Annotated in this window: 23 protein-coding genes; 5 read left to right on the plus strand and 18 right to left on the minus strand. The window is 58.0% G+C overall.

The window, feature by feature from the left end:
• Positions 1 to 41: 41 nt before the first annotated feature.
• The 5 genes from ACOYA6_RS14620 to ACOYA6_RS14640 are packed head-to-tail and all read right to left on the minus strand — an operon-like array spanning position 42 to position 2,509.
• Complete coding sequence (locus ACOYA6_RS14620; protein WP_039030608.1) at positions 42 to 683, minus strand: DUF4310 family protein; 642 nt, start codon at positions 681 to 683, stop codon at positions 42 to 44.
• A 13-nt stretch (positions 684 to 696) separates the two neighbouring features.
• Positions 697 to 1,473, minus strand: a complete 777-nt coding sequence (locus ACOYA6_RS14625; RefSeq protein WP_039030609.1) for a DUF4311 domain-containing protein — start codon at positions 1,471 to 1,473, stop codon at positions 697 to 699.
• Positions 1,474 to 1,495: 22 nt separating this feature from the next.
• Positions 1,496 to 1,795, minus strand: a complete 300-nt coding sequence (locus tag ACOYA6_RS14630; RefSeq protein ID WP_039030610.1) for a DUF4312 family protein — start codon at positions 1,793 to 1,795, stop codon at positions 1,496 to 1,498.
• Between the two features lie 2 nt (positions 1,796 to 1,797).
• Complete coding sequence (locus ACOYA6_RS14635) at positions 1,798 to 2,160, minus strand: SFCGS family glycine-rich protein (protein ID WP_032616243.1); 363 nt, start codon at positions 2,158 to 2,160, stop codon at positions 1,798 to 1,800.
• A gap of 10 nt (positions 2,161 to 2,170) precedes the next feature.
• A complete protein-coding gene (locus ACOYA6_RS14640; protein ID WP_422654914.1) occupies positions 2,171 to 2,509 on the minus strand; it encodes a glycine dehydrogenase in 339 nt (112 codons plus the stop codon).
• Positions 2,510 to 2,961: 452 nt separating this feature from the next.
• Between ACOYA6_RS14640 and ACOYA6_RS14645 the strand changes: the two genes are divergently transcribed.
• Positions 2,962 to 3,084 carry a Hok/Gef family protein gene (locus ACOYA6_RS14645; protein ID WP_231568143.1) on the plus strand — a complete coding sequence of 41 codons (123 nt, stop codon included), beginning with the start codon at positions 2,962 to 2,964 and terminating at the stop codon, positions 3,082 to 3,084.
• Between the two features lie 68 nt (positions 3,085 to 3,152).
• On the opposite strand, the gene cybC is transcribed toward ACOYA6_RS14645, so the two are convergent.
• Positions 3,153 to 3,536 carry a cytochrome b562 gene (cybC, locus tag ACOYA6_RS14650; protein ID WP_039030613.1) on the minus strand — a complete coding sequence of 128 codons (384 nt, stop codon included), beginning with the start codon at positions 3,534 to 3,536 and terminating at the stop codon, positions 3,153 to 3,155.
• A gap of 54 nt (positions 3,537 to 3,590) precedes the next feature.
• The gene (pmbA, locus tag ACOYA6_RS14655) at positions 3,591 to 4,943 is read right to left on the minus strand and encodes a metalloprotease PmbA (RefSeq protein WP_422654915.1); all 1,353 of its coding nucleotides are present in this window, start codon (positions 4,941 to 4,943) and stop codon (positions 3,591 to 3,593) included.
• A 95-nt stretch (positions 4,944 to 5,038) separates the two neighbouring features.
• Between pmbA and yjgA the strand changes: the two genes are divergently transcribed.
• Positions 5,039 to 5,590, plus strand: a complete 552-nt coding sequence (yjgA, locus tag ACOYA6_RS14660) for a ribosome biogenesis factor YjgA (protein WP_138370108.1) — start codon at positions 5,039 to 5,041, stop codon at positions 5,588 to 5,590.
• A 105-nt stretch (positions 5,591 to 5,695) separates the two neighbouring features.
• Here yjgA and mpl read toward each other — a convergent pair whose 3' ends face one another.
• Entirely contained in the window at positions 5,696 to 7,069 is a 1,374-nt protein-coding gene (gene mpl, locus ACOYA6_RS14665) for a UDP-N-acetylmuramate:L-alanyl-gamma-D-glutamyl-meso-diaminopimelate ligase (RefSeq protein ID WP_039030616.1), read from the minus strand.
• 179 nt (positions 7,070 to 7,248) lie between these two features.
• Here mpl and fbp point away from each other — a divergent pair, with 179 nt between their 5' ends.
• Positions 7,249 to 8,247: a class 1 fructose-bisphosphatase gene (gene fbp, locus ACOYA6_RS14670; protein WP_039030617.1), complete on the plus strand. Its 999-nt coding sequence runs from the start codon at positions 7,249 to 7,251 to the stop codon at positions 8,245 to 8,247.
• A 150-nt stretch (positions 8,248 to 8,397) separates the two neighbouring features.
• Positions 8,398 to 8,751 (plus strand): LysR family transcriptional regulator, encoded by a 354-nt coding sequence (locus tag ACOYA6_RS14675; protein WP_039030618.1) that lies wholly within the window; start codon positions 8,398 to 8,400, stop codon positions 8,749 to 8,751.
• On the opposite strand, the gene ACOYA6_RS14680 is transcribed toward ACOYA6_RS14675, so the two are convergent.
• The 5 genes from ACOYA6_RS14680 to ytfQ all read right to left on the minus strand — a co-directional run bounded on the left by ACOYA6_RS14680 (position 8,726) and on the right by ytfQ (position 15,001).
• Positions 8,726 to 10,294, minus strand: a complete 1,569-nt coding sequence (locus ACOYA6_RS14680) for a methyl-accepting chemotaxis protein (RefSeq protein WP_422654916.1) — start codon at positions 10,292 to 10,294, stop codon at positions 8,726 to 8,728. The two genes, ACOYA6_RS14675 and ACOYA6_RS14680, sit on opposite strands and share 26 nt — an antisense overlap.
• 93 nt (positions 10,295 to 10,387) lie before the next feature.
• The gene (yjfF, locus tag ACOYA6_RS14685; protein WP_039030620.1) at positions 10,388 to 11,389 is read right to left on the minus strand and encodes a galactofuranose ABC transporter, permease protein YjfF; all 1,002 of its coding nucleotides are present in this window, start codon (positions 11,387 to 11,389) and stop codon (positions 10,388 to 10,390) included.
• Positions 11,376 to 12,401, minus strand: a complete 1,026-nt coding sequence (ytfT, locus tag ACOYA6_RS14690) for a galactofuranose ABC transporter, ATP-binding protein YtfT (protein WP_138370105.1) — start codon at positions 12,399 to 12,401, stop codon at positions 11,376 to 11,378. Before ytfT ends, yjfF begins: the two co-directional genes overlap by 14 nt.
• A 10-nt stretch (positions 12,402 to 12,411) precedes the next feature.
• Complete coding sequence (gene ytfR / locus ACOYA6_RS14695; protein ID WP_422654917.1) at positions 12,412 to 13,914, minus strand: galactofuranose ABC transporter, ATP-binding protein YtfR; 1,503 nt, start codon at positions 13,912 to 13,914, stop codon at positions 12,412 to 12,414.
• 130 nt (positions 13,915 to 14,044) lie between these two features.
• A complete protein-coding gene (gene ytfQ, locus ACOYA6_RS14700) occupies positions 14,045 to 15,001 on the minus strand; it encodes a galactofuranose ABC transporter substrate-binding protein YtfQ (protein ID WP_032616231.1) in 957 nt (318 codons plus the stop codon).
• Between the two features lie 309 nt (positions 15,002 to 15,310).
• On the opposite strand from ytfQ, the gene ppa reads away from it, so the two are divergent.
• Entirely contained in the window at positions 15,311 to 15,838 is a 528-nt protein-coding gene (ppa, locus tag ACOYA6_RS14705) for an inorganic diphosphatase (RefSeq protein WP_032616230.1), read from the plus strand.
• A 93-nt stretch (positions 15,839 to 15,931) separates the two neighbouring features.
• On the opposite strand, the gene ACOYA6_RS14710 is transcribed toward ppa, so the two are convergent.
• The 5 genes from ACOYA6_RS14710 to tamA all read right to left on the minus strand — a co-directional run bounded on the left by ACOYA6_RS14710 (position 15,932) and on the right by tamA (position 22,591).
• Positions 15,932 to 16,282: a type II toxin-antitoxin system ChpB family toxin gene (locus tag ACOYA6_RS14710; protein WP_422654918.1), complete on the minus strand. Its 351-nt coding sequence runs from the start codon at positions 16,280 to 16,282 to the stop codon at positions 15,932 to 15,934.
• The gene (locus ACOYA6_RS14715) at positions 16,276 to 16,527 is read right to left on the minus strand and encodes an AbrB/MazE/SpoVT family DNA-binding domain-containing protein (RefSeq protein WP_139564059.1); all 252 of its coding nucleotides are present in this window, start codon (positions 16,525 to 16,527) and stop codon (positions 16,276 to 16,278) included. The genes ACOYA6_RS14710 and ACOYA6_RS14715 overlap by 7 nt, the downstream gene beginning before the upstream one ends.
• 210 nt (positions 16,528 to 16,737) lie before the next feature.
• Positions 16,738 to 17,082 carry a gamma-glutamylcyclotransferase family protein gene (locus ACOYA6_RS14720; protein ID WP_039028479.1) on the minus strand — a complete coding sequence of 115 codons (345 nt, stop codon included), beginning with the start codon at positions 17,080 to 17,082 and terminating at the stop codon, positions 16,738 to 16,740.
• 2 nt (positions 17,083 to 17,084) lie between these two features.
• Positions 17,085 to 20,861 carry an autotransporter assembly complex protein TamB gene (gene tamB / locus ACOYA6_RS14725; RefSeq protein WP_422654919.1) on the minus strand — a complete coding sequence of 1,259 codons (3,777 nt, stop codon included), beginning with the start codon at positions 20,859 to 20,861 and terminating at the stop codon, positions 17,085 to 17,087.
• Positions 20,858 to 22,591: an autotransporter assembly complex protein TamA gene (gene tamA, locus ACOYA6_RS14730; RefSeq protein WP_138370102.1), complete on the minus strand. Its 1,734-nt coding sequence runs from the start codon at positions 22,589 to 22,591 to the stop codon at positions 20,858 to 20,860. Before tamA ends, tamB begins: the two co-directional genes overlap by 4 nt.
• Between the last annotated feature and the right edge of the window lie 224 nt (positions 22,592 to 22,815).

Below are 22,815 nucleotides of genomic sequence, written 5' to 3' on the forward strand. Positions count from 1 at the left end.
GGGTTCTCCTGATGAATCGGGCGCCTGAGCGCCCGCGGGTATTAAAGGGCGACCGGGAACAGCCAGCCCAACAGCATTGCACCGAGGATGGCGCCGCCGGTGATCGGCTTCTGCCAGATATAGAACAGCAGTGCGCCCGCCAGCGAACCAATGCCGATAGGAATCGACGCGGTCATCGCGCTGAGGATAATCAACGGCCCGAGGAAGCGGCCGGAGGCGTTACCGGCCCCCATCATCACGTCTGCCCCGTAGGTGGAGTTGCTCTGGTTGATGGTGAACTTACGCGCCAGGATGATGACGTAACCAATCGCCAGGCCAATCACCAGGCCGGTTGCCAGCGAGGCGGCAAAGTTGGTCACCGGGAACATGATGCCCGCGCCCAGCAGCAGCGCCGGAACGCCTAAGCCTACGCCGGTCTGGATCGCGCCGCCGATATCGAGGATCCCCACCAGCGAACCTTCGATAATACGGGCGAACAGGAAGCTGGCGCCAAACGCCGCTACCGCGCCGTAAGCCCCGGTATCGATCCCCGCTTTCAGCATCGCCACGAAGGCCACTTCGTTAAAAGCACCGATGCCGTAGAGGTAGTACATGTGCGTCCCGGCGAACACGCCGGAGGAGAGCAGGCCAACGAAGATCGGGAACGACCAGTCGGCATACCAAAAACCTTTATTTTGTTCCATTTAGAGGCTCCTGTTACTTGCCGCTGAGCGAGTTGTGGATCATGTCGAGCCAGTTCGGCACGGTCAGATGGAAGGATTCAATCATCTTCATGTCGAAGCCGCGGAAGAAGCCGCTCAGCACGAACAGCAGAACGATGGCCGCCATCATCACTTTGGTGACGTGGTTCCAGCCGCTCTCTTCCACGCCTTTGCCGATCAGGATGCCCAGCACCAGACCCGGTACGGCGTTACCCATAATCAGCTGCGCCGCGCCGCCAAAGACGGTAGCCCAGAAGCCCGATTTTTTGCCCGCGTCGATGGCCGCCAGCCAGAAGATCACCGGCATCACGGTGTTGACCAGCAGGTTAGCCGCCGGCACCAGCACCTTAACGGCGGTCACCTGCAGCGCGGCCGGAACGGACGAGGCGGTGAGGTTCAGGAAGGTGACGACAATCATGCCGATCACGCCGCAGGCAATCGCCATTTTGCGGGGATCGTGCAGCGTCTCGCCGACGTTGCGGTTTTTGATCATCAGCGCCGCAGCACCCCAGTTAGGGATGATGCGATGGTCTACGTCCTGGGTGAAGGAACCCGCCGCCACTGACGACGCCCAGGCGTTAAAGAAGAAGCCTAACCCAAAGGAGAAGTGGGACGCCGGATCCCCTTCACAGGAGTTCAGCTCCCCCAACGTACGAAACGCGCCCATACCTTGTGTGGTAGGCGCATGAAACATGCGTGCAGCCCCGGCACCAACGCCGACGCCAACCAGGCCGCCGATGATGAGCGATTTTATTAAAATTATCAGGAACATTAGTCTGCCCTATTAGTAAGAATCAGCGTTGCGTGACAAAGTCCACCTGGTCGAGATTGATGGCAGTCACGTTGACGGTCACGTCCAGCTCCACGCTGTAGGTGCGTCTTTCCCGGCGCAAAAAGAAGAACAGAAACGCCTCTTTACGCACCGCTTCTTGCGCCTGAACAACCTGCACATCCTGTGGCTCAATACGCAGTAAGATATGCGGCGATGCTTTCATCACCGCGGCCTGAACGTGGTTCAGCGCGTCGGCAAAGGCGCGCGCTTTGACGTCACCTTTGCCTTTCACTCTCACCGTGGTGGTGAACTGTTCTTTCATGCTTATGCGCCGTGCTTCTTCTGCCACGCCTGAACCAGACGCTCGCCCAGCTCTTCTTTATCCATAAAGCCAAAGCCCAGCACGTTGCAGCCTTCGTTGATGGCGGTCACGCCCTCTTCCACCGAACGCATGCCGTACTTCGCTTTGTAGCCATATTTGGTCTGGGCGGTGATAGCACCCGCGCCGCCGCTGCCGCAGAAGGAGATGCCGAAGGTGGCGTTTTCCGCTTTCATCACGTCGCCGAGCTTCATATCCGCCGCCATGCCAGGGACCACGACCGCGCGGCCACCTGCTTTTTCAACCCCTGCTGCAACCTTCTGGCCTTTGCCCAGGCGATCGCCGATGACAACTGTAATTTGTTCCATGATGTGCTCCTTAAAGGTTGTCTTTTGCGACTTCGAAGTGAACGGAGAGCAGCCAGGCCTCTTCATCAGGAAGATTGCCAAACTGCGCGACCACTTCACGGGCAAGCCGCATGGATTCTGGTGAAATTTCGTCAAACAGGTCAGCTTCGACCTCCGGCAAGGGTTCGCCGGTAACTGACCGGTGCGCCATGGCGCGAACGTGGGAGGTCAGCATCTGCTCCTGAACGGCATTGGGGATAATGTTGTGATGACTAAGCAGCGCGAAAGTCTGCCTGAGCATGCTTTCGGCGAGCTGTTCAGTTTGTGCCGCCTGGTCTCCAGTGTCGTTTATTACCGTTCCGTTAATCACTCGTCTTACCCCGTTATTGGCTCTGGGATAAAACTAACGCCGGCTGTTATGGGTTTGTAGCGAGTTGTTTTCCACTTCGAAGTGGAAAGGAGAGCGGCACCAGTGATCTGTGCCACATAATTGCCCTGAATAATGATTTTGAACTGGATTTACGTGACGAATATCACGCATCTGAACGGCGAATACGGCGTTCTGGAAGTGAAAAAGTTTACGAGCAGACTCGTAGAAATGTGAGCTGGATAAGGTTTTCTTATGCGGATTGGGTAGAGTGGCCGTGGGTGCTTGAGACTGACCGTCTCTTGCATGGGACGGAAAGTGGAAAGCCCCGCCTGACTAAAAATCAGGGCGGGGGCTCGAAACGACACGTCCAACCACGTGGAGTTCGCTACCTCGCCCGCTTTTAAAGCAAGGAGGCATCCATGAAACGCAGAGATCCCAGTATCGGGGTTTTGATGATTATTTCTTTGACGATAATCATCTTAACTCTGGTGACGCGGAAAACGCTGTGCGAGATCCGTTTTCGAAACGGTTCGCTTGAAGTGATTGCGCAAATGGAGTGTCGCTCCGGATCGTAGGGGCAAACAGGCGGAGGCGCTTAGTGCGCCTCCGCACACGGGGACAGGGCGTAAGGCTCAGGCACCCATTAACGGTATTTTTTGTGATAGGTGTTACGCGTGGTGACAAACCCGTCGGCTGCCGCCTGGGCCTCTTTCACTTTGCCTTCGTTCGCCAGCTTCAGCGCGCCGTCGATCTGGCCGACCAGCGTCTCAAGACCGTGGCGGAAATCTTTCATCTCCGGGCTGTCTTCCGCTTTGCCTTCCAGCTTCGGCGGGGTCTCTTTCTGCGCATCCACCGCCGCGGTACGCATTTTGGTTAACGCCTCTTTCATCTCTCCGGCATTATCGGTTTTTTGCACCACCTTCAGGTTTTCGCTGAGGGTGTCCATATTGTCTTCCAGGTCGGCAAAGACCGACGTACTCATTACCAGCGATGACGCTGCGAGGATAGCTAACAGGGTTTTACGCATTGCTCACTTCCTTTTTTATTATCAAAAAAAAGCGCACCGGAGTGCGCTTGAATGTTACTGACCGGCGATCTTCATCTCCGGTAACAGTACGGATCCGCACTGAATATTACTGCGCGTCTCGATATCGTTGCCCACGGTCACGATATTGCGCCACATATCCTTTAAGTTACCGGCGATGGTAATTTCGCTCACCGGATACTGAATCTCACCGTTTTCCACCCAGAAGCCAGACGCCCCGCGCGAGTAGTCGCCGGTCACGCCGCTGACGCCCTGGCCCATCAACTCGGTCACCACCAGCCCGGTGCCCATCTCTTTAAGCATCTGCTCAAAGCCCAGGCCACGGCCCGGAATGCGCCAGTTGTGGATCCCGCCCGCATGGCCGGTGCTCTTAAGCCCCAGTTTGCGCGCGGAGTAGCTGGTCAGCAGCCACTGGGTCAGGATGCCGTCTTTGATGATATCGCGACGCTCCGTGCGCACGCCTTCGCTGTCGAACGGCGTGGAGGCCAGCCCTTTCAGCAGGTGCGGATGCTCTTCAATGGTCAGCCACTCCGGCAGGATCTGCGTGCCCAGCGCATCGAGGAGGAAGGTAGATTTACGGTACACCGCTCCACCCGCAATGGCGCCCACCAGATGTCCGAACAGCCCGGTCGCGACTTCATTGGCGAAGATCACCGGTGCTTTCATGGTAGACAGTTTTCGCGGAGCGAGGCGGGATAATGTGCGTTTTGCGCACTCCATCCCAACCCACTCAGGCGACTGCAAATCGCCCATCGCGCGGCCAATGGTGTAGGCGTAGTCGCGCTCCATGTCGCCGTTCTCTTCGGCAATCACGCAGCTGGAGAGCGAGTGACGGGTTGAGCTGTAGCCCTGCAGCATGCCGTGGCTGTTGCCGAAGACTTTGATGCCGTAGTGGCTGTTAAAGCTGCCGCCTTCGGTGTTGGTGATGCGCTTATCGGCGTTAAGGGAGGCCTGTTCCGCGCGGGCCGCAAACTCAATGGCTTCGTCCGGGGTCACTTCCGCCGGGTGGAACAGATCCAGATCCGGGGCCTCGAAAGCCAACAATTCCCGTTCTGCGACGCCGGCGTAAGGGTCCGGGGAGGTGTAGCTGGCGATATCCAGCGCCGCCTGCACGGTGCGGGCAATAGCGTCCGGACTTAAGTCGGTCGAGGAGGCGCTGCCTTTACGGTTCTGGTGATAAACAGTAATCCCTAACGCGCCATCGCTATTAAATTCAACGGTTTCCACTTCACCATAGCGGGTGCTGACGCTCAGGCCGGTGGTCTTGCTGACGGCGACTTCTGCCCCGTCGGATTTCGCTGACGCCAGCTCCAGGGCCATGGAGACGGCCTCTTCCAGTGCTTTACGCTGCGCTGCAACTTGTGAGATCACTTTCATCGTAAATGCCATAATGTAAGGTGTAGTTAGCTGAAGTCTAACAGAGAACCGTTTCTCAGTACGCGTCTAAACTGGTAACATTAGCCTCTTTTTTTAAGGAGCCTGACATGACTAAGCAGCCCGAAGACTGGCTCGACGACGTTCCCGGTGATGACATCGAAGACGAAGATGATGAGATCATCTGGGTCAGTAAAAGTGAAATTAAACGCGACGCCGAAGAGTTAAAACAGCTTGGTGCGGAAATGGTAGAGCTGGGTAAAAACGCGCTGGACAAAATCCCGCTCGATCCCGATCTGCGTGCCGCCATCGAACTGGCACAACGCATCAAGAAAGAGGGCCGCCGTCGCCAGCTTCAGTTGATTGGTAAATTGCTGCGTCAGCGCGATGTGGATCCGATCCGCCAGGCGCTGGATAAGCTGAAAAACCGCCACAACCAGCAGGTTGCGCTGTTCCATAAGCTGGAGCAGATCCGCGATCGCCTTATTGATAATGGTGATGATGCCCTGGCAGAAGTGCTGAATCTGTGGCCGGACGCCGACCGCCAGCAGCTGCGAACGCTTATCCGCAACGCGAAGAAAGAGAAAGAGGGAAACAAGCCGCCGAAATCTGCGCGTCTGATTTTCCAGTATCTGCGCGAACTGGCGGAAGCGGAAGGTTAATCCCCAACCCGTTGTTTGCCGGATGGCGGCGTAAACGCCTTATCCGGCCTACAAGGTCGTGCGAAATGTAGGCCCGGTAAGCGCTAGCGCCACCGGGCTTTTTTATTACTCTGCGGCCTGTGCTTTCTTCGCCAGACCGTCCAGCAGCTTCTGATGGATCCCACCAAACCCGCCGTTGCTCATCACCAGAATGTGATCGCCCGGCTGCGCGGTCTTCACCACCATCTCCGCTAAGGTATCCACATCGGCGCTCCAGTGCGCTGGCTGGACGCAGGCTTCCGCCACTTCCGCCACCTGCCACGGAATGTGCTGCGGCTGCAGGAGGAAGACCTCATCCGCACGGCCCAGAGAAGGGGCCAGATCGTCCTTGCAGACGCCCATTTTCATGGTGTTTGAGCGCGGTTCCAGTACGGCCAGGATGCGTGCCGTGCCGCCCACTTTGCCGCGCAGGGCAGCCAGGGTCGCCAGGATCGCGGTCGGGTGATGGGCAAAATCGTCATACACCGTCACGCCATTAGCTTCGCCGCGCAGCTCAAGACGACGACGGGCGTTGATAAAGGAGCCCAGCGCATTGGCCGCATCGGCAGGCAGCACGCCCACATGACGGGCAGCGGCAATCGCCATCAGGCCGTTATGCATGTTGTGTTCGCCCACCAGCGCCCAGTTCACTTCCCCGACCTTTTCGCCATCCAGCAGCACTTCCCACTGGGAGGCATCGTTGGTCAGCTTTTTCGCCTGCCAGTGGCCCTGCTCGCCCACCAGCTCCTGCTCGCTCCAGCAACCCATCGCCATGGTCTGCTTCAGGTTGATGTCGTTTTCCGGCAGGATAATCCGCCCCTGTCCCGGCACGATGCGCACCAGGTGATGGAACTGTTTCTGGATCGCTTTCAGGTCGTCGAAAATGTCCGCGTGATCGAACTCAAGGTTGTTGAGGATCAGCGTGCGCGGGCAGTAGTGGACAAATTTGGAGCGTTTATCAAAGAACGCGCAGTCGTATTCGTCTGCTTCAATGACAAAGAACGGGCTCTCGCCCAGGCGGGCAGAGACGTCGAAATTACCCGGTACGCCGCCGATCACAAAGCCCGGCTTGTAGCCACAGGCTTCGAGGATCCAGGTCGCCATTCCGGCGGTGGTGGTTTTACCGTGCGTCCCCGCAACAGCAACAACCCAGCGATCGCGCAGGACAAAATCATGCAGCCACTGCGGGCCTGACATGTAGGGAATATTCCTTTCCAGCACGGCTTCTACGCAGGGATTACCACGGGTCATGGCGTTACCGATGATCACCAGATCCGGCTGCGGCTCCAGCTGGCTGGCGTCGTAACCCTGAATCAAATCGATGCCCTGGTTTTCCAGCAGCGTGCTCATCGGCGGATACACATTGGCGTCCGAACCTGTCACCTCATGGCCAAGAGCGCGCGCCAGCATAGCCAGGCCGCCCATGAAAGTGCCACAAATCCCCAATATATGAATGCGCATACGTCACTATCCTTCTTCAATGTGGCGCACATTTTACGCATATGTCAGCAGCAGAGAAACGCATTTCAGGAAAATCTGTAGCAAGCTGGCGCGATTCACCTCTGCGACACTATTTGAAAGTTTGTTAAGATTGTTGGGCATCAACAACTTTACTCAACATCCAATGCAGGGAAAGTGTTATGAAAACGTTAGGTGAATTTATTGTCGAAAAGCAGCACGAGTTCTCGCATGCTACCGGTGAACTCACTGCTTTGTTGTCGGCAATAAAGCTGGGCGCCAAGATCATCCATCGCGATATCAACAAGGCCGGTCTGGTCGATATCCTGGGTGCCAGCGGTGCTGAGAACGTGCAGGGCGAAGTTCAACAGAAACTCGATCTGTTCGCGAACGAAAAACTGAAAGCTGCACTGCGCGCACGCGACATCGTTGCGGGGATCGCCTCGGAAGAAGAAGATGAAATCGTCGTCTTTGAAGGGTGTGAACACGCGAAGTATGTCGTACTGATGGATCCGCTGGATGGCTCCTCCAACATCGACGTTAACGTCTCTGTCGGCACGATCTTCTCCATTTACCGTCGCGTTACCCCTGTCGGCACGCCGGTAACCGAAGAAGATTTCCTGCAGCCGGGCAACAAGCAGGTTGCTGCGGGCTATGTGGTTTACGGCTCCTCCACCATGCTGGTCTACACCACCGGCTGCGGTGTGCACGCCTTTACCTACGATCCGTCGCTGGGCGTGTTCTGCCTGTGTCAGGAGCGCATGCGCTATCCGCAGAAAGGCAGCACTTACTCCATCAACGAAGGGAACTACATTAAATTCCCGTCGGGCGTGAAGAAGTACATTAAATTCTGCCAGGAAGAGGATAAAGCCACCCAGCGCCCTTATACCTCGCGCTATATTGGCTCCCTGGTGGCGGATTTCCACCGCAACCTGCTGAAGGGCGGTATCTACCTCTACCCAAGCACCGCCAGCCACCCGGAAGGCAAGCTGCGCCTGCTGTACGAGTGCAACCCGATGGCCTTCCTCGCCGAGCAGGCGGGCGGTAAAGCCAGCGACGGCAAAGAGCGGATTATGGATATCATTCCTGAAAGCCTGCACCAGCGCCGCTCGTTCTTCGTCGGCAACGATCATATGGTTGAAGACGTCGAACGTTTGATCCGCGAATACCCGGACGCCTGAGTTTGACCAAAAGGGCCGCCAGGCCCTTTTGTTTTTCCAAAGATTTATACCTGTGTCGGTATAACACTATATAAAAATGCTGCTGTAACCCTCCGGCGCTATCCGTCATCATTACGGCGTTCAAATAGTGTTCAACGGGAATCAGCAGAAATGAAAAACTACTCTCGCTCATCCACTGGAATCGATCTCAATCTTATTCCGGTATTTATTGAAGTCGTCAGATGCGGGAGCATGGCCAAAGCCTCTTTACGTCTTGATATGTCCAGGCCCGCCGTGAGCCTGGCGCTGAAACGCTTTGGTATGCTGTTTAATGAGCCGCTGTTTACCCGCAAGGGGCTGTTCCTGGAGCCAACGCCACACGCGCTGAAGCTGACCGCCGAGATGGAAAAGCTGCTGGCTTCAATTCACGATCATATCGCCAGCACCCCGGAGAACGCGGAGAGCGTCCCGACGCCAGCGGCGCCGGAACGTGATAAGGCTACGCCTGCTGTAACGACAGCTTAAACGATGACATCGCCTCGATGAGCTCGCGGGATTGCTCTTCCAGCGAGCGCGTCGCGGCGGAGGATTGCTGGACCAGCGCCGCGTTTTGCTGCGCGGTTTCATCCATCTGATTGACAGCGATATTCACCTGCTCAATACCGCGACTCTGCTCGTGCGACGCGTTGGCGATCTCACGCATCAGGCGAGTCATACGCATCACCTCGGTCGCGATCTCGTCCATCGTTTCACCCGCCTGCTGGGCCAGCTCGCTGCCTTCGCTGACGTGTGCCTGTGAATCGCTGATCAGGGTGCGGATCTCTTTTGCCGCATCGGCGCTGCGGCTGGCGAGGATACGTACTTCCCCGGCGACGACCGCAAAACCGCGCCCCTGCTCACCCGCGCGGGCGGCCTCGACCGAGGCGTTCAGCGCCAGGATATTGGTCTGGAAAGCAATGCCGTCAATGACGCTGAGAATGTCGGCGATGCGGTCGGCGCTGCCGGAGATGTCGCGCATCTTCTCAATCACGTAGCACACCATTTCACTGCCGCGGTCGGCGGTATCGGACATCGTCTTCGCCACCTGATGCGCCTGCTCGGCGTTGTGGGCGTTCTGTTTCACCGTGGCGGTGAGCTCTTCCATGCTGGCGGCGGTCTGCTCAAGGGAAGTGGCGGTGGATTCGGTCCGCTGGGCGAGGTGCATGTTGCCTGCGGTCAGCTCCCGGCTGCCGGTATCGATTTGCGAGCTGGCGTCGCGCACCCGCAGGACCGAGCCCATCAGCGACTGGCGCATCTCCTCGATGGCTGCATTGAGGCGGTTAAACTCCTGGCTGGCGGGGCGGGTCAGGGCGTGGGTCAGATCCCCGGCGGCCACGTGTTCAAGCTGGGCGATAGAGGTGGAGAGTGGCTTGAGCAGCATATGGCGCAGCGCCAGCCAGGCCAGCACGATAATGCCAGCGGTCAGCAGCGCGGCGACGATAATCAGCATCATCACCCGATTTTTACTCGCCTGCACCGCAGCGACTTCGGCTTTGCCCCGGGCGTCGCTCCAGATCTGGAAGGCCTGCATGTCGTTGTCAAACTGACGCGCCACCGGCACCAGACGGTTCTCCAGCAGATCGTAATAGTCATCCGCATTCTGCGCATTCAGGGCGTTCTGCATCGGCACAATCCCCTGGGCGTTGTATGCCGCCAGGCTCTCCGCCACCTTCTTCAGCAGCTGCTCCCCTTCGGGATCGTTCACGCCGCCATCGATCACGCTTTTCAGCGTGGCTTGCGCCTGTTTGATTTCGTCATTGATGTTCTTCACCGATTTGGCGGCGTCATCCAGCAGGCCCACCTCCATCATGCGGACGGCCTGCCCCGCCTCGTTGCGTGCGCGCAAAATCAGGGTGTAGCCCGAATTGAGCTGCACCAGCTGTTCACCCTGAAGGTGATTAATGCGCTGCAGGGAGGAAGAACTCTGCGTGAGGGCATAAATGCCAATACCGCTGACGAGCAGCAGCAGGAGGGTCATGACGGCCAGTAACGAAAGCAAGCCGGTACGAATCGATAGCGTTTTAAGCATGATGTAATTTCCGGTAGCGAGATAAATCTGGACAGAATTAAGGGTTATCGGCCGCTACCGGAAAAGATTTAGACTTTACGCAAATTCAGGGAGTTACCCCTTACTGGTGGTGATGCTCACCCGGGTGACAGGCGAGCTTTGGCGATTCTCCCAGAGTACGGTCAGGCCGCGCTGCAGGGCGATAAAGATGAACAGCAGAATGCCAATCGCAATCTTGGTCCACCACGAGCTGAGCGTGCCGTCGAAGTTGATATAGGTCTGGATCAGCCCCTGGATCGCCACCCCGAACAGCGTGCCCAGCACCGTGCCGACCCCGCCGCTGAGCAGCGTGCCGCCAATCACCACCGAGGCAATTGCGTCCAGCTCCACGCCAACCCCTGCCAGGGCGTAGCCCGCCTGGGTATAGATAGAGAAGACAATCCCCGCCAGCGTCGCCAGCCCGGTAGAGAGCATGTAGATCCGAATAGTGGTGCTGCGGGTGGAGATCCCCATCAGATTAGCCGAGGTGGCGCTGCCGCCAATGGCATATACTTCGTTGCCGAAACGGGTGCGGTGAGCGAGGAAAATACCGATCACCACCACGCCCAGCATCACCAGACCGAGAATACTCAGACGGCCGCCGCCGGGGATTTTCCACGCCAGGCTGGAGAGGGTGTCGTACACCGGATGGTTAATCGGGATCGACTCCTCCGACACCAGATAGCTGACGCCGCGCAGGAAGAACATCCCGGCGAGGGTGATAATGAATGCCGGAATTTTCAGGGCGTCGATCAGCAGCCCCATAAAGGCGCCAAAGGCGCAGCCCATCGCCAGCACCAGCGGGAAGGCCAGCAGCGGGGAGATCCCCCAGTAACCAATCGCTTTTGCCAGAAAGACGCCGGTAAAGGCGATGACCGACCCGACGGAGAGGTCGATCCCGCCGGAGAGGATCACGAAGGTCATGCCGACGGCGATGATCCCCAGAAAGGCGTTGTCGGTCAGGATGTTGCAGATCACCCGCGTCGAGGCAAAGCCGGGGAACTGCGTCAGACAGTAGAGATACCCCAGCACAAACACGCCCAGGGTTATCATGAGCGGTAAATTACGTTTTATCATGACCACGCATCCCCTTAATGAGACTGATAAAGCGCGGCGACTGCACGATGAGCACGCAGAGCACCACCACCGCTTTCACCACCTGGTTGAGTTCCGGCGGGAAGCCAGACAGCAGAATGCCGGTGTTCATCCCCTGGATAATCAGCGCCCCCACCACCGACAGCAGCAGGTTGAAGCGTCCGCCCATCAGCGAGCCGCCGCCAATCACCACCGCGAGGATCGCGTCCAGCTCCAGCCACAGACCAGCGTTGTTGGCATCCGCCCCGCGAATATCGGCCGCGACAATCACCCCGGCAATGGCGGCGCACACCCCGCTTAAGACGTAGGTCAGCATCACCATCAGGCGGGTGCTGACCCCGGCGTTTTTCGCGGCGCGAATGTTGATCCCCACCGCTTCGATAAACATCCCGAGGGCGGTTTTGCGGGTAAAGAGCCAGAAGGCGATCAGGGTGACCACCACGATAATCACCGGCGTCGGGAAGAACAGCAGCGAGCCGCTGCCGATCCACGCCAGATTAGGGGCGTTAAAGGTGACGATCTGCCCGGAGGTGATCAGCTGCGCCACCCCGCGTCCGGCGACCATCAAAATCAGGGTCGCAACGAAGGGCTGTATCTTGAGGATCGCCACCAGGATGCCGTTCCATAGTCCCGCCAGCACCCCGGTACCGAGGGTTACCAGCAGCACCACCGGCAGGCTGTGTCCGGCCACGGTCATCGACGCCGCCGTCGCGCCCGCAATGGCCATCACCGCCCCCACCGACAGGTCGATACCGCCGGTGGCAATCACCAGCGTCATGCCGATTGCCAGCAGAGCCACCGGTGCGGCGCGGTTTAAGATATCAATCGGACTGCCGAACAGGCGGCCATCCTGGAGGATAATCTGATAAAAATGCGGCGAAACGAGGCTATCCACCAGCAATACCAGCACCAGGGCAATGATTTGCGGCGTGCCGGTGGGCCAGCTGAAGCGGCGCTTCGGCTCGCCGGTTTGAGAAAGTGAACGTGGCATCACGATCTACTCCTTATGCCGCAATGGCGTTCATGATGGCCGGAACGGAGAGCGCGTCCAGCGGGATCTCGGCCACCTGTTGACGGTCGCGCATGATGATCACCCGATCGGCATACCCCACCAGCTCCTCCAGCTCCGAGGAGATGACCAGCAGCGCCAGACCGTCGGCGCAGAGGGTTTCGATCAGGCGGATAATTTCCGCGTGCGCCCCCACGTCGATACCACGGGTCGGCTCGTCAAGGATCAGGAACTGCGGTTTGGTCAGCAGCCAGCGCGACAGCAGCACCTTCTGCTGGTTACCGCCGGAGAGGAACTCAATGGGCTGCTCCGCGCTCGGGGTACGAATACCGAGCTGGCGAATAAAGCGCTCGGCAATGGCGTTTTGCTCTTTACGCGGAATGGGCCGCAGCCAGCCGCGCTGGGCCTGCAGGGCCAGAATGATGTTCTCGCGCACCGAGGCAGCGGCAATAATACCGTCGGTTTTACGGTCTTCCGGGCAGAAGCCGATCCCAAGGCTGGAGGCCTGATGCGGAGAGCGCAGCGCCTGGGGTTTGCCTTTGATCATCGCCGTGCCGCTGTCGGCAGGTTTGATCCCGAAGATCACCTCCGCCGTTTCGGTCCGGCCTGAGCCTAACAGACCCGCCAGACCGACAATCTCGCCCGGACGCACCTCAAGGTCAAAGGGCGCGATGGTGCCCTTCCTGCCGTAATCCTTGAACGCCGCAATAGGTTTCTCGCTGAGCAGCGTGCGGCCCGCCCGTTGCAGGGCGTTGGTCTCCAGCTCGCGGCCGAGCATCATTTTGACCAGCTCTATCTGCGGCAGCTCGCGGGTTTCGCGGCAGCCGACAAAACTGCCGTTACGCAGGACGGTAATGCGGTCGCTCACCTCATACACCTGATCGAGGAAGTGAGTAACGAAAATCAGGCTCACCCCCTGGTCGCGCAGCTGGCGCATCAGGGTGAAGAGCATCTCCACCTCCTGGGTATCCAGGCTGGCGGTGGGTTCATCGAGGATCAGCACTTTGGCGGAGAGATCGATGGCGCGGCAGATGGCGACGATCTGCTGCATCGCCACCGAAAAACGGTTCAGCGGCTCGCGCACGTCGAGGGAGAAGCCGTAAGACTCCATCAGCCTGGTGGCGCGGGCTTCCATCTCTTTGCGGCGCAAAAAGCCAAAACGTCGCGGCTCGCGGCCGATAAACAGGTTGTCCGCCACCGACATGTTCGGCAGCAGGTTCACTTCCTGGTAGACCGTCCCGATCCCCAGCTGCTGGGCATGGGCGGTATTTCTTGGCGATATAGCGTTCCCTTCCAGCCAGATAGTGCCGCGATCGGCGTGATATACGCCGGTCAGGGCTTTAATCAGGGTCGATTTCCCGGCGCCGTTCTCTCCCAACAGGGCCATGATCTCGCCACGGCGCAGACTGAAATCGACGCTATCCAGCGCTTTTACGCCGGGAAAGTACTTGCTCAATCCTTCTGTGCGGAGGATTTCCTGGTGTTGGTTGGTGGTCATGATTTCCCCCTCACCCTAACCCTCTCCCCGGAGGGGAGAGGGGATTGATCGTGCCAATTGTTAATTTCCAGCTCCGCCCTGCCTTTCTTCCTCTCCCCTCTGGGGAGAGGGCGGGGTGAGGGGCAAGGGATCAGTAGCCCATATTTTTCTTTTTCTCTAACTCTTCTTTAGCGGTATCAGGCAGATAGAGCGTGGATTTGGTGATGGTGACTTTCTCCGGCATGGTGCCGTCTTTCTTGAATTTCTCCAGCGCGTCGAAGGCCGGGCCTGCCATGTTTGGCGTCAGCTCAACGCTGGCGTTGGCCTCTTTGTCGATCATCGCTTTATAGATATCCGGAACGCCGTCGATGGAGCCGGTCAGGATGTCGGTACCCGGCTTCAGGCCCGCTTCTTTAATGGCCTGGATGGCACCGATCACCATGTCGTCGTTATGGGCGTAAACCATGCAGATGTTCTTGCCGTTGTTCTCAGCTTTGATAAAGCTTTCCATAACCTCTTTACCTTTACTGCGGGTAAAGTCGCCGGACTGGGAGCGGATGATTTTGATGTTTGACGCTTTGGAGATGGCGTCGGCAAAGCCTTTCTTACGGTCGATAGCCACGCTGGCGCCGACGGTGCCCTGCAGCTCAACCACGTTACACGGCTTGCCATCCACCTGTTTCACCAGCCACTCACCGATCAATTTGCCTTCCAGCACGTTGTCGGCGGTGACGGTGGTCATATAGAGAGATTTGTCTTTTACATCGATGGAACGATCGAGCAGGAAGACCGGAATTTCCGCATCTTTCGCTTCTTTCAGAACGGGTTCCCAGCCTGTCGCCACAACCGGGGCAATGAAGATGGCGTCAACGCCCTGGGCGATAAAAGAGCGTACCGCTTTGATCTGGTTTTCCTGTTTTTGCTGACCATCGGCGATTTTCAGCGTGATACCGCGCTTTTCGGCCTCGCTCTTCGCGACGTTGGTCTCAGCGGCGCGCCAGCCGGACTCGGAGCCGACCTGCGCAAATCCTACGGTTAAAGGGGCGGCCATCGCCATAGACGACATGGCTGCCGAAACTGCTGTGACAAGAAGTAAGCGCTTCCACATAAGTGCGTCCTCGTAGGGTAGTTTATTGTTGGGTAAAAGATGTTCTGCGACCAAACTATAGACAATGCGAGATGTAACGGAGTGTGTTACATCACACTTCGGAAAAGTGAATAAAACGTTAATCACAAGTTTGTAATCGCTTTCACTCACCCATGAAAAAAGCGGCTGAGTTTATGGATTATCTTGTCATGAGAATGGGCTGATAGTGGCCTTCAGGTGAAGGGAATGGCGAAAACAGGCGGAGACATTCCGCGCCAGTTGGCTATAATACTCGCCACTTGATTACCAATCATTTTAAAGGACACAGACATGAGCTTACTCAACGTCCCAGCGGGTAAAGAACTGCCGGAAGACATCTACGTAGTTATCGAAATCCCGGCGAACGCTGATCCTATCAAATACGAAATCGACAAAGACACCGGCGCACTGTTCGTTGACCGTTTCATGTCTACCGCGATGTTCTATCCGTGCAACTACGGTTACATCAACCACACCCTGTCTCTGGACGGTGACCCGGTAGACGTTCTGGTCCCAACGCCGTACCCACTGCAGCCGGGCTCCGTCATTCGCTGCCGTCCAGTTGGCGTGCTGAAAATGACCGACGAAGCCGGTGAAGATGCGAAACTGGTTGCGGTACCGCACACCAAGCTGAGCAAAGAGTACGATCACATCAAAGATGTGAACGACCTGCCAGAGCTGCTGAAAGCGCAGATCGCCCACTTCTTCGAGCACTATAAAGATCTCGAGAAAGGCAAATGGGTGAAAGTGGAAGGCTGGGACAATGCAGAAGCGGCGAAAGCCGAAATCATTGCCTCCTTCGAGCGCGCTAAGAAGTAATTCTTACTGCTGCTAATAAAGCCCCGCGAGCCGGGGCTTTTTTGTGCCCGTCGGTTGCCGGGTGCGGCTGCGCCTTACCCGGCCTACCAACCATTAATCAACGATTGCCTGCAGGCGCATAAGCGCATCCTGCACGACGTCATCCGTCGCAACCGCAATCTTTATGGCCTGCCGGGCCTTCAGGTCCATCATGCGGATCCGATTGACCAGAATGACGCCCTGCACGTCTCCCTCTTCACAGCTGACGGGCACGCAAAACCCAGCGTAGCGGGCAAAATTCCCGCCCTGGGTAATGGGCGCGATGAGCACCATGCCGAACTGATTGAATGCGCTGACGGAAAGCACCAGCGCCGGACGGCCTTCGCCTTGCTGCTCATGGCCCGATGAAGGTGAAAACCTGAACCGGACGATATCGCCCCGCTCAAAACCACGGGCCTTTACCATACTTCATTGCCTGTCGGGTCTGACTTGCCCCACAGCGCTTCTTCCCCGATCTCTGGCGCAGTCATATCGCATTGCGCAAGCAACGCCTCCAGAGAATAACCTTTACTTACCGGCGTCAGCACCAGTTGATTGTCTACCACCTGAGCATCCATACTTTGGCCCACCTGCATATTGAGTTCCTGCATGACAACGCCGGGAATGACCACACCCGCACTGTTGCCCCATTTTTTGATTGTAATACGCATCACAGCTCCTCCTGAATTATACAAAGTATAACTCACAAAGGTGCGATGACTGTTTTACGCCAGTGCAGATTTGCAGGCCAGCACAAAATTTATCTGCAGAGTGATTCAGGAAAGCGCGGCAAAGAAAAATGAGAGAAAGCCAAAACTTGCAGGGCAAAATACGAGGTAACGCGCAAAAAACAACGCCACCCGGAGGTGGCGTTATTCGTATCAGTACTGGTCTCTGTCTAACCAGTTACCGCTTTCAATCAGCGTTAAACCTTCCACCGAACGTTGGTACACGTACATCCATGCACTGCCGTAGGGCGTCTGGATCAAACGGCGAGCGTATTCCCCGCCTTTGGTGCGCAAGGCATCAAGTTCGGCCAGCGTGGCATTATCAATACGATAAACCTCACCCTGTACTGCTCCTTCCCCCGGAACGGCGCCTGGATAGTGGCCCAGGCTGTACAGCTGGTAGTTTTCGATACTGTAATCACCCAGCAACTGGGCGTTGGTCATCCAGTGGCTATTGCCCTGCTTCGTTCTTAAACTGCCGTAGACAAATATTCGCATTGCTAAAACTCAAACTGATAGAGCAAATCGAGTGCCTGGTCTACGCCAGACACCGCTTCCAGATATAGCTTAGGCATCAGGCGATAGCGTAACGTGAGCGTCGCCAGCGAGTCAAAGATCCCCACACCATATTTCACCTGCAGACCTGGCAGTACATAACCGCTGACCACCACCTGAGAGGAGTCACCGACCCCCTGGGTGTCCAGCGCCAGGTTGCTTACGCCAAAGGTCTCGCCGATTTTACCCACAACCTGACCACTTTGTGCAACCCCCAGGCCGACTAACATTGAGGTCATCGCCGCGCTGTCGCTCTGATTGCTGTCCAGCCCCTGCCCGCGCAGCAGGTATGAGAGCGCTTCCTGCTGGGACATTGCCGGGTCGGAGAAAATTTCCGCTTTCGGTTCGTCCGCGGTGCCGGTCACGCGCACCCCGGCGATCACGTCATTTTCGGTGGCCTCCGGATTACGGATCGCTTCGATATTCAGCAGCGGCTGGTCCGGCGGACCGGAGAACAGCAGCTCGCCTTTACGCACAATCAAATCCTGGCCGTAGGCGTGGAAGCGCCCTTCCGGGATGTTGATCTGCCCGTTCAGGCCCAGACCCTGCTTATCCTGCGCGACTTTCAGATCGCCGGTCAGCCTTGCCTTCAGCCCAAACGCATCCAGACGGACATTGTTGCCCACGTGCACAATCAGGTTGCTGTTGATCGGGATAGAGGCGCTCTGCGGCTCCTCCGGCTGCAGGTTGTTGTTGAGCATCACCTCATCGCTGGAGACGCCCACCGCACTTTCCGGCAGCTCATGCACCACGATACGCGCCCAGGGCACATCAACGCGGCCATCGAGGGTGAACAGCTGCGGCGTGGCCTCAAAGACCACGTCCGGCGAGACGTCTAAACGCACCATCGGCGGCACGGTGATACGCACCTTACTGCCTTTGGCCGCGACGCGCGCGCGCCAGTTATCAAGCTGGCTCCAGTCCGCATCGCCGCTGAGGTTGATCTGCCCCTGCTGGGTACGTACGGTGCCCGCCAGGGTCGAGCTCATGCCGTTGAAGTTCATCGCCAGCTGGCTCGGCAGCATATCGAACGGCATAAAGTTGCCGTCGATATCCACCCCGTTCAGCTGCATCTGACCAAACAGCTGCGGGCTTTGCGCGCTGCCCGCCAGACGTAAGTTGGCATTCAGCATGCCTGCCGCCTTCTCACCGCGGGAGAAGATGGCGTTGGCCATCGCCAGGTTGAGATTGCGGATATTAACGTTGCCGCCCAGATTGCGCCGTCCCTGCGGATCGGTCACCTGGATCTGGCCGTCCAGCTGGCCGTTATTGGCAAGACGGATCAGCCAGCTCAGCTCGGCGCGGTTGTTATGCAGATCGGCGGTGAGATTCAGGGTGTCGAACGCCAGCGGCAGCGGCGCATCGTTCACCACCTGGGTCACCTTCACGTTACGCCCGGCGAGCGTGACGTTACCCTCCGGCAGCCCCGGTTTGGTGGCATCCCAGGACACATCCGCCTTGCCGCTGAAGACGCCGCTCGCCTGGGTGGTGTCCGGCATAAACGGCTTGAGCATCGCCAGATCGAAGCGGTTAAGGTTAACCACCGCCCGTCCTTCTGCGCCCGCGTCAATGGTCTGAGGCACGCACAGCTCGGCATTCGGGTTGGTCCAGCAGTGTGGCCCGATGCTGATTTTCTGCTCCGCGTTGCGGTAATCCAGGGCAATCGACCGGGTTAACGACCACGGCCCCACCGGAGTGGCGAAGCGGGTGTTATCCAGAGTCCCTTTCCAGCGCGTCTCTTTGCGATCAAAACTGCCCGCCAGATGCAGCTGGCCGGAGACCGGTTCACCCTGAATGCGCAGCTGCAGGTCGTGCTGTTTCTCGCTGCCTTTGGCCTCCAGCGTCACCTGGTCAAGGTTAACGCCCGGCTGGGAAATCCGATCCACCCGCAGGTTCAAATGCCCGGCGATCTGGTCGGTGGATTTCACGTCGCCGTCCACCCGCACGCGGGCGATGGTGAGCTCCTGCCAGCGCAGGCTGTTGGCGGTGATATCCGCCAACAGCTGTGGCGCTTCGACCGTACCGCGCACCTTAACCAGTCCTTTCGCGGTGCCGCCCAGCCCAGGCAGGGCGTTATCAAGATTCGGCGCGTCGATGGTGGCATCGAGATCGAGATCTTTCACCCCCAGCTCGCCCTTGATGTCGGCGGTGTTGCGACCAAGCGCGACGTGTAGGCCCGGGATCACCCACTGCAGGTAGCTGTTGCCCCTCAGCGAGCCGTTCACATCCACCTTGTTCTGCTTGACGTTGCCGGTGATTTTCAGCTCCGGCACCTCCATCTGCCAGCTGCCGCCGTACAGACTGCCGCGCGTCTTAATCAGGCCGTCGAGCTTCGAAGGCCAGTCCGGCACCTCTTTGGCGGTGTTGATCCCGGTGAGCTTCAGCTCGCCGCGCCAGCTGATCGCTTTCTGCCAGTCGAGCAGCGCCGTCAGCTCGGTTTTACCCTCCAGCGCCGCGACCGTCAGCTTATCGAGGTTAATCTGCTGCTCGTTGCCTTTCGCATCCAGGGTAATGCCCGCAGGCGGCAGCCCCTCCCCTTTCACCGACGTGCGGAACGACAGGGTGTAGTCGGTCATCTTGCCGGTGAGCTTCAGCTTCACGTCATCGGCCTGGTACTGCTTCTCGCCGGTAAACGGCCAGTACAGCTGCTCGCTGACCACCTCCAGGTTGAGCGGCAGGCCCGCCTCCGCCAGCCGGGTCTGGCCGCGCAGCACAACGTCTACCGGGCCGGAGAGGTTAACGCCAAACTCCAGCTGGTCGCGCAGGGCGCCGCCAACCTTCAGCTTCACCTTCTCGCCTTTAATCGGGTCGATGTTCAGGGTGCTGTTGAGAGTGATATCGACCGGCCAGTTATCCTTCAGAAGTGCATTGCCGGTGGCGTTGACGCTGCCCTGGTTGGTGTCGATATCCAGCGCGTCGAGCTTCATGTTGCCGTCGATGCTGCTCACTTTCAGCAGCATGTTGAAAACCGTCAGATCGGTGTCACCGGTCAGGCGCAGCTGCTCGCCTTTAAACTCTTCGATATTGAGGTTCAGCGGCAGATGGACGTCGGTCATCTCCGGCAGGACCGGTTTAGAGAAGAGATCTTTCAGGGTTTCGCCGAGCGGTTTCTCTTCCGGCTGCGGGTTCTGAATTTTTGGCTCGACGATCTCCTCCTGCGCCACTTCCGCCACTTTCGGCAGGGCAATCAGCAGCCCCTGCAGGTTGGTCGGGGTTAAGGTCAGGTTTTTCTCCTGCCAGCGCAGGCCGGAGGTGAAATCCATCACCGATACGGTGGTGTCGTCGATTTTGACGTTGACGTTATTCAGCGCCACCCGGTAGAGCGCAATCGGGTACGGCGTGGAGAGATCCAGCGGGCCGCTCTCCTCTTCGGCGACCGGTTCGGACTGCGGCATTTTTTTCGAATCTATCGTCACGAAGACATCTTTTAACGACAGATCGTTAATGCACAGGCTGCTGTCGCGCAGGCAGCCGAGCTTCACCGCCAGATGCAGATCCCCGGCATTCACCGCCACGCCCGGCTGGTCGTAGCGGACGTTTTTCAGATGCAGGTCGCGCCAGCCGCCGGTGACCTGGCCGATCTCCAGCCCCGGCACCCAGCGATCTGCCGCCTTAAACAGCAGATGCAGGCCGCTGGTGGTCCCCACCAGATAAGCCACCGCAGCCAGCAGCAGCAGGATAAACACAAGTACGCCGAGGCTGATTTTCTTCCATAAACTCATAATTCAGGCCCCAGACCGATGTAGAACTGCAAACCGTGTTCCTCTTTGTCGCCCACCGGCACGGCGAAATCGAGCTTGATCGGCCCGACCGGTGATTCCCAGCGCACCCCGACGCCGGCGCCGGTTTTAAAGTCGCTGCGGCGGATATCGCTCACCGCCTCTCCGCTGTCGATAAAGGTCGCGCCCCACCATTTTCCGGTGACGTTGTACTGATACTCCAGCGAGCCGGTGGCCAGCTTCGAGGCCCCGATCAGCTTGCCGTCGTCATCTTTTGGCGCGATGGATTTGTATTTATAACCACGAATGCTGCGATCGCCCCCGGCGAAGAAGCGCAGATCCGGCGGCACTTTTTCAAAATCGCCGGTTTCGATCCAGCCGAGGTTGCCGCGCACCACAAAGCGATGGCGGTCATAGAAGGTGCGGATCCAGACGTTCTGCGCCTGTACTACGGAGAAGTCCACATCCGAGCCCCAGGCGGTATTGGAGTAGTCTATCGAATAGCGCTGGGAGTCGCCCCAGTCCGGCATCAGCCCGCCGCGGGAGCGGGTCCGGCTGATCATCACCCCGGGATAGAGCAGCATGGTGGTGTTGGTGACGTTGGCCTGGGTAAAGTGGTCGAGACTCCAGCGCAGGTTGATGGCGCGCTGCCAGCCGCTGGAGAGATCCCAGTAGCGCGACACGGCGAGGGTCGTGGAGTCCGCTTCGGTATCGTTAAGATCGGTACGCTTAAAGCCGCCCTGCACCAGGTAATATTGCTCAAGCGGGTTTTTCAGCAGCGGCATTTTATAGCTGAAATCGAGCTGCTGTTCCGGCGCGGAAAGGCTGAGGTTGCTGGTCAGGCTGTGGCCGTAGGAGTTCATCCACGGTTTTTTCCACGACGCTTTTACGCGCGGGCCGACGTCGGTGGAGTAGCCCACCCCGGTCTCGATGGTGTTCTCGGTGCGCGGCGAAACCACGCCGTGCAGCGGCAGCACTTTTGTCTGCCGCGATTTATCAAACTCCGGCGCCACGACCACCGAATTAAACCAGCCGGTGGCTGACAGACGGCGGTTCAGCTCCGCCAGATCTTTTGATTCATAGTAATCCCCCTCTTTAAAGGGGATCAGGCTTTGCAGGTACTCGTCGCGGATCTGCGAGCCTTCGAAGGTGACGTCGCCAAAGCGGTAGCGTTCCCCGCTGTCGTAGTCGATATCCCAGAACGCCTGATGCCTGTCGAGGGCGATGCCGAGCTGGCTTTTATTGAACTGGCTGTCGAAGTAGCCTTTGCGCAGCGCGACCTTAGTCAGATCTTTTTTGAAGCCGTCATAGTCGCTGTGGTTGAGCACGGTGCCGTTTTTTGGCCGCGTGTTCAGCAGATCCAGATAGTCATGGTCCGTGCGCGCGCCGCCGCGCAGCACCACGTCCGTGCCGCCAATCAGTACCGGTACGCCCGGCTTGACGCGGGCAATCAGCACCTGCCGCCCTTTGGCCGGAGGTGGACGCAGTTCGAAGTCGATGGTCGGTTCGTAGTAGCCGAGCGCTTTTAAACCGCCGCGGATGGCGTCGTCCACGCGCGCGCGAAAGCGACGGTCTGGCGTCACTTCGTCGCTCTGGATCGTGGAGAGCTGTGCGCGTACGTTTTTTTCCAGCGCCCCGGATAGCCCCTCAACCTGCAAACGAACATTCGCCGCGCTGGCGACTCCGCTTGTCAGCAAGACACTGACTAAACATAACTGGCGGATTTTTGGCACGTTTTCTCCTGAATATCCTTGTTTCCACCCCTGGAAGCATATGAAGTGCCGCTCCGCAGCAAATCACGGCATTAAGCCCAAAACCCAATAGACGGGTTGAAAAATGGTTAAACAACCTAATATTTCTTATGTTTAAATCTAGACTCATTCACCGCATTTATTGTGTTCAATTAAACGCGTCGTGACAACCTTAACCCAAACATCACCTACCCGGAGGCCACACC

It is taken from the genome of Leclercia barmai, assembly GCF_049312895.1.
In the GTDB taxonomy this organism is placed as follows: domain Bacteria; phylum Pseudomonadota; class Gammaproteobacteria; order Enterobacterales; family Enterobacteriaceae; genus Enterobacter; species Enterobacter barmai.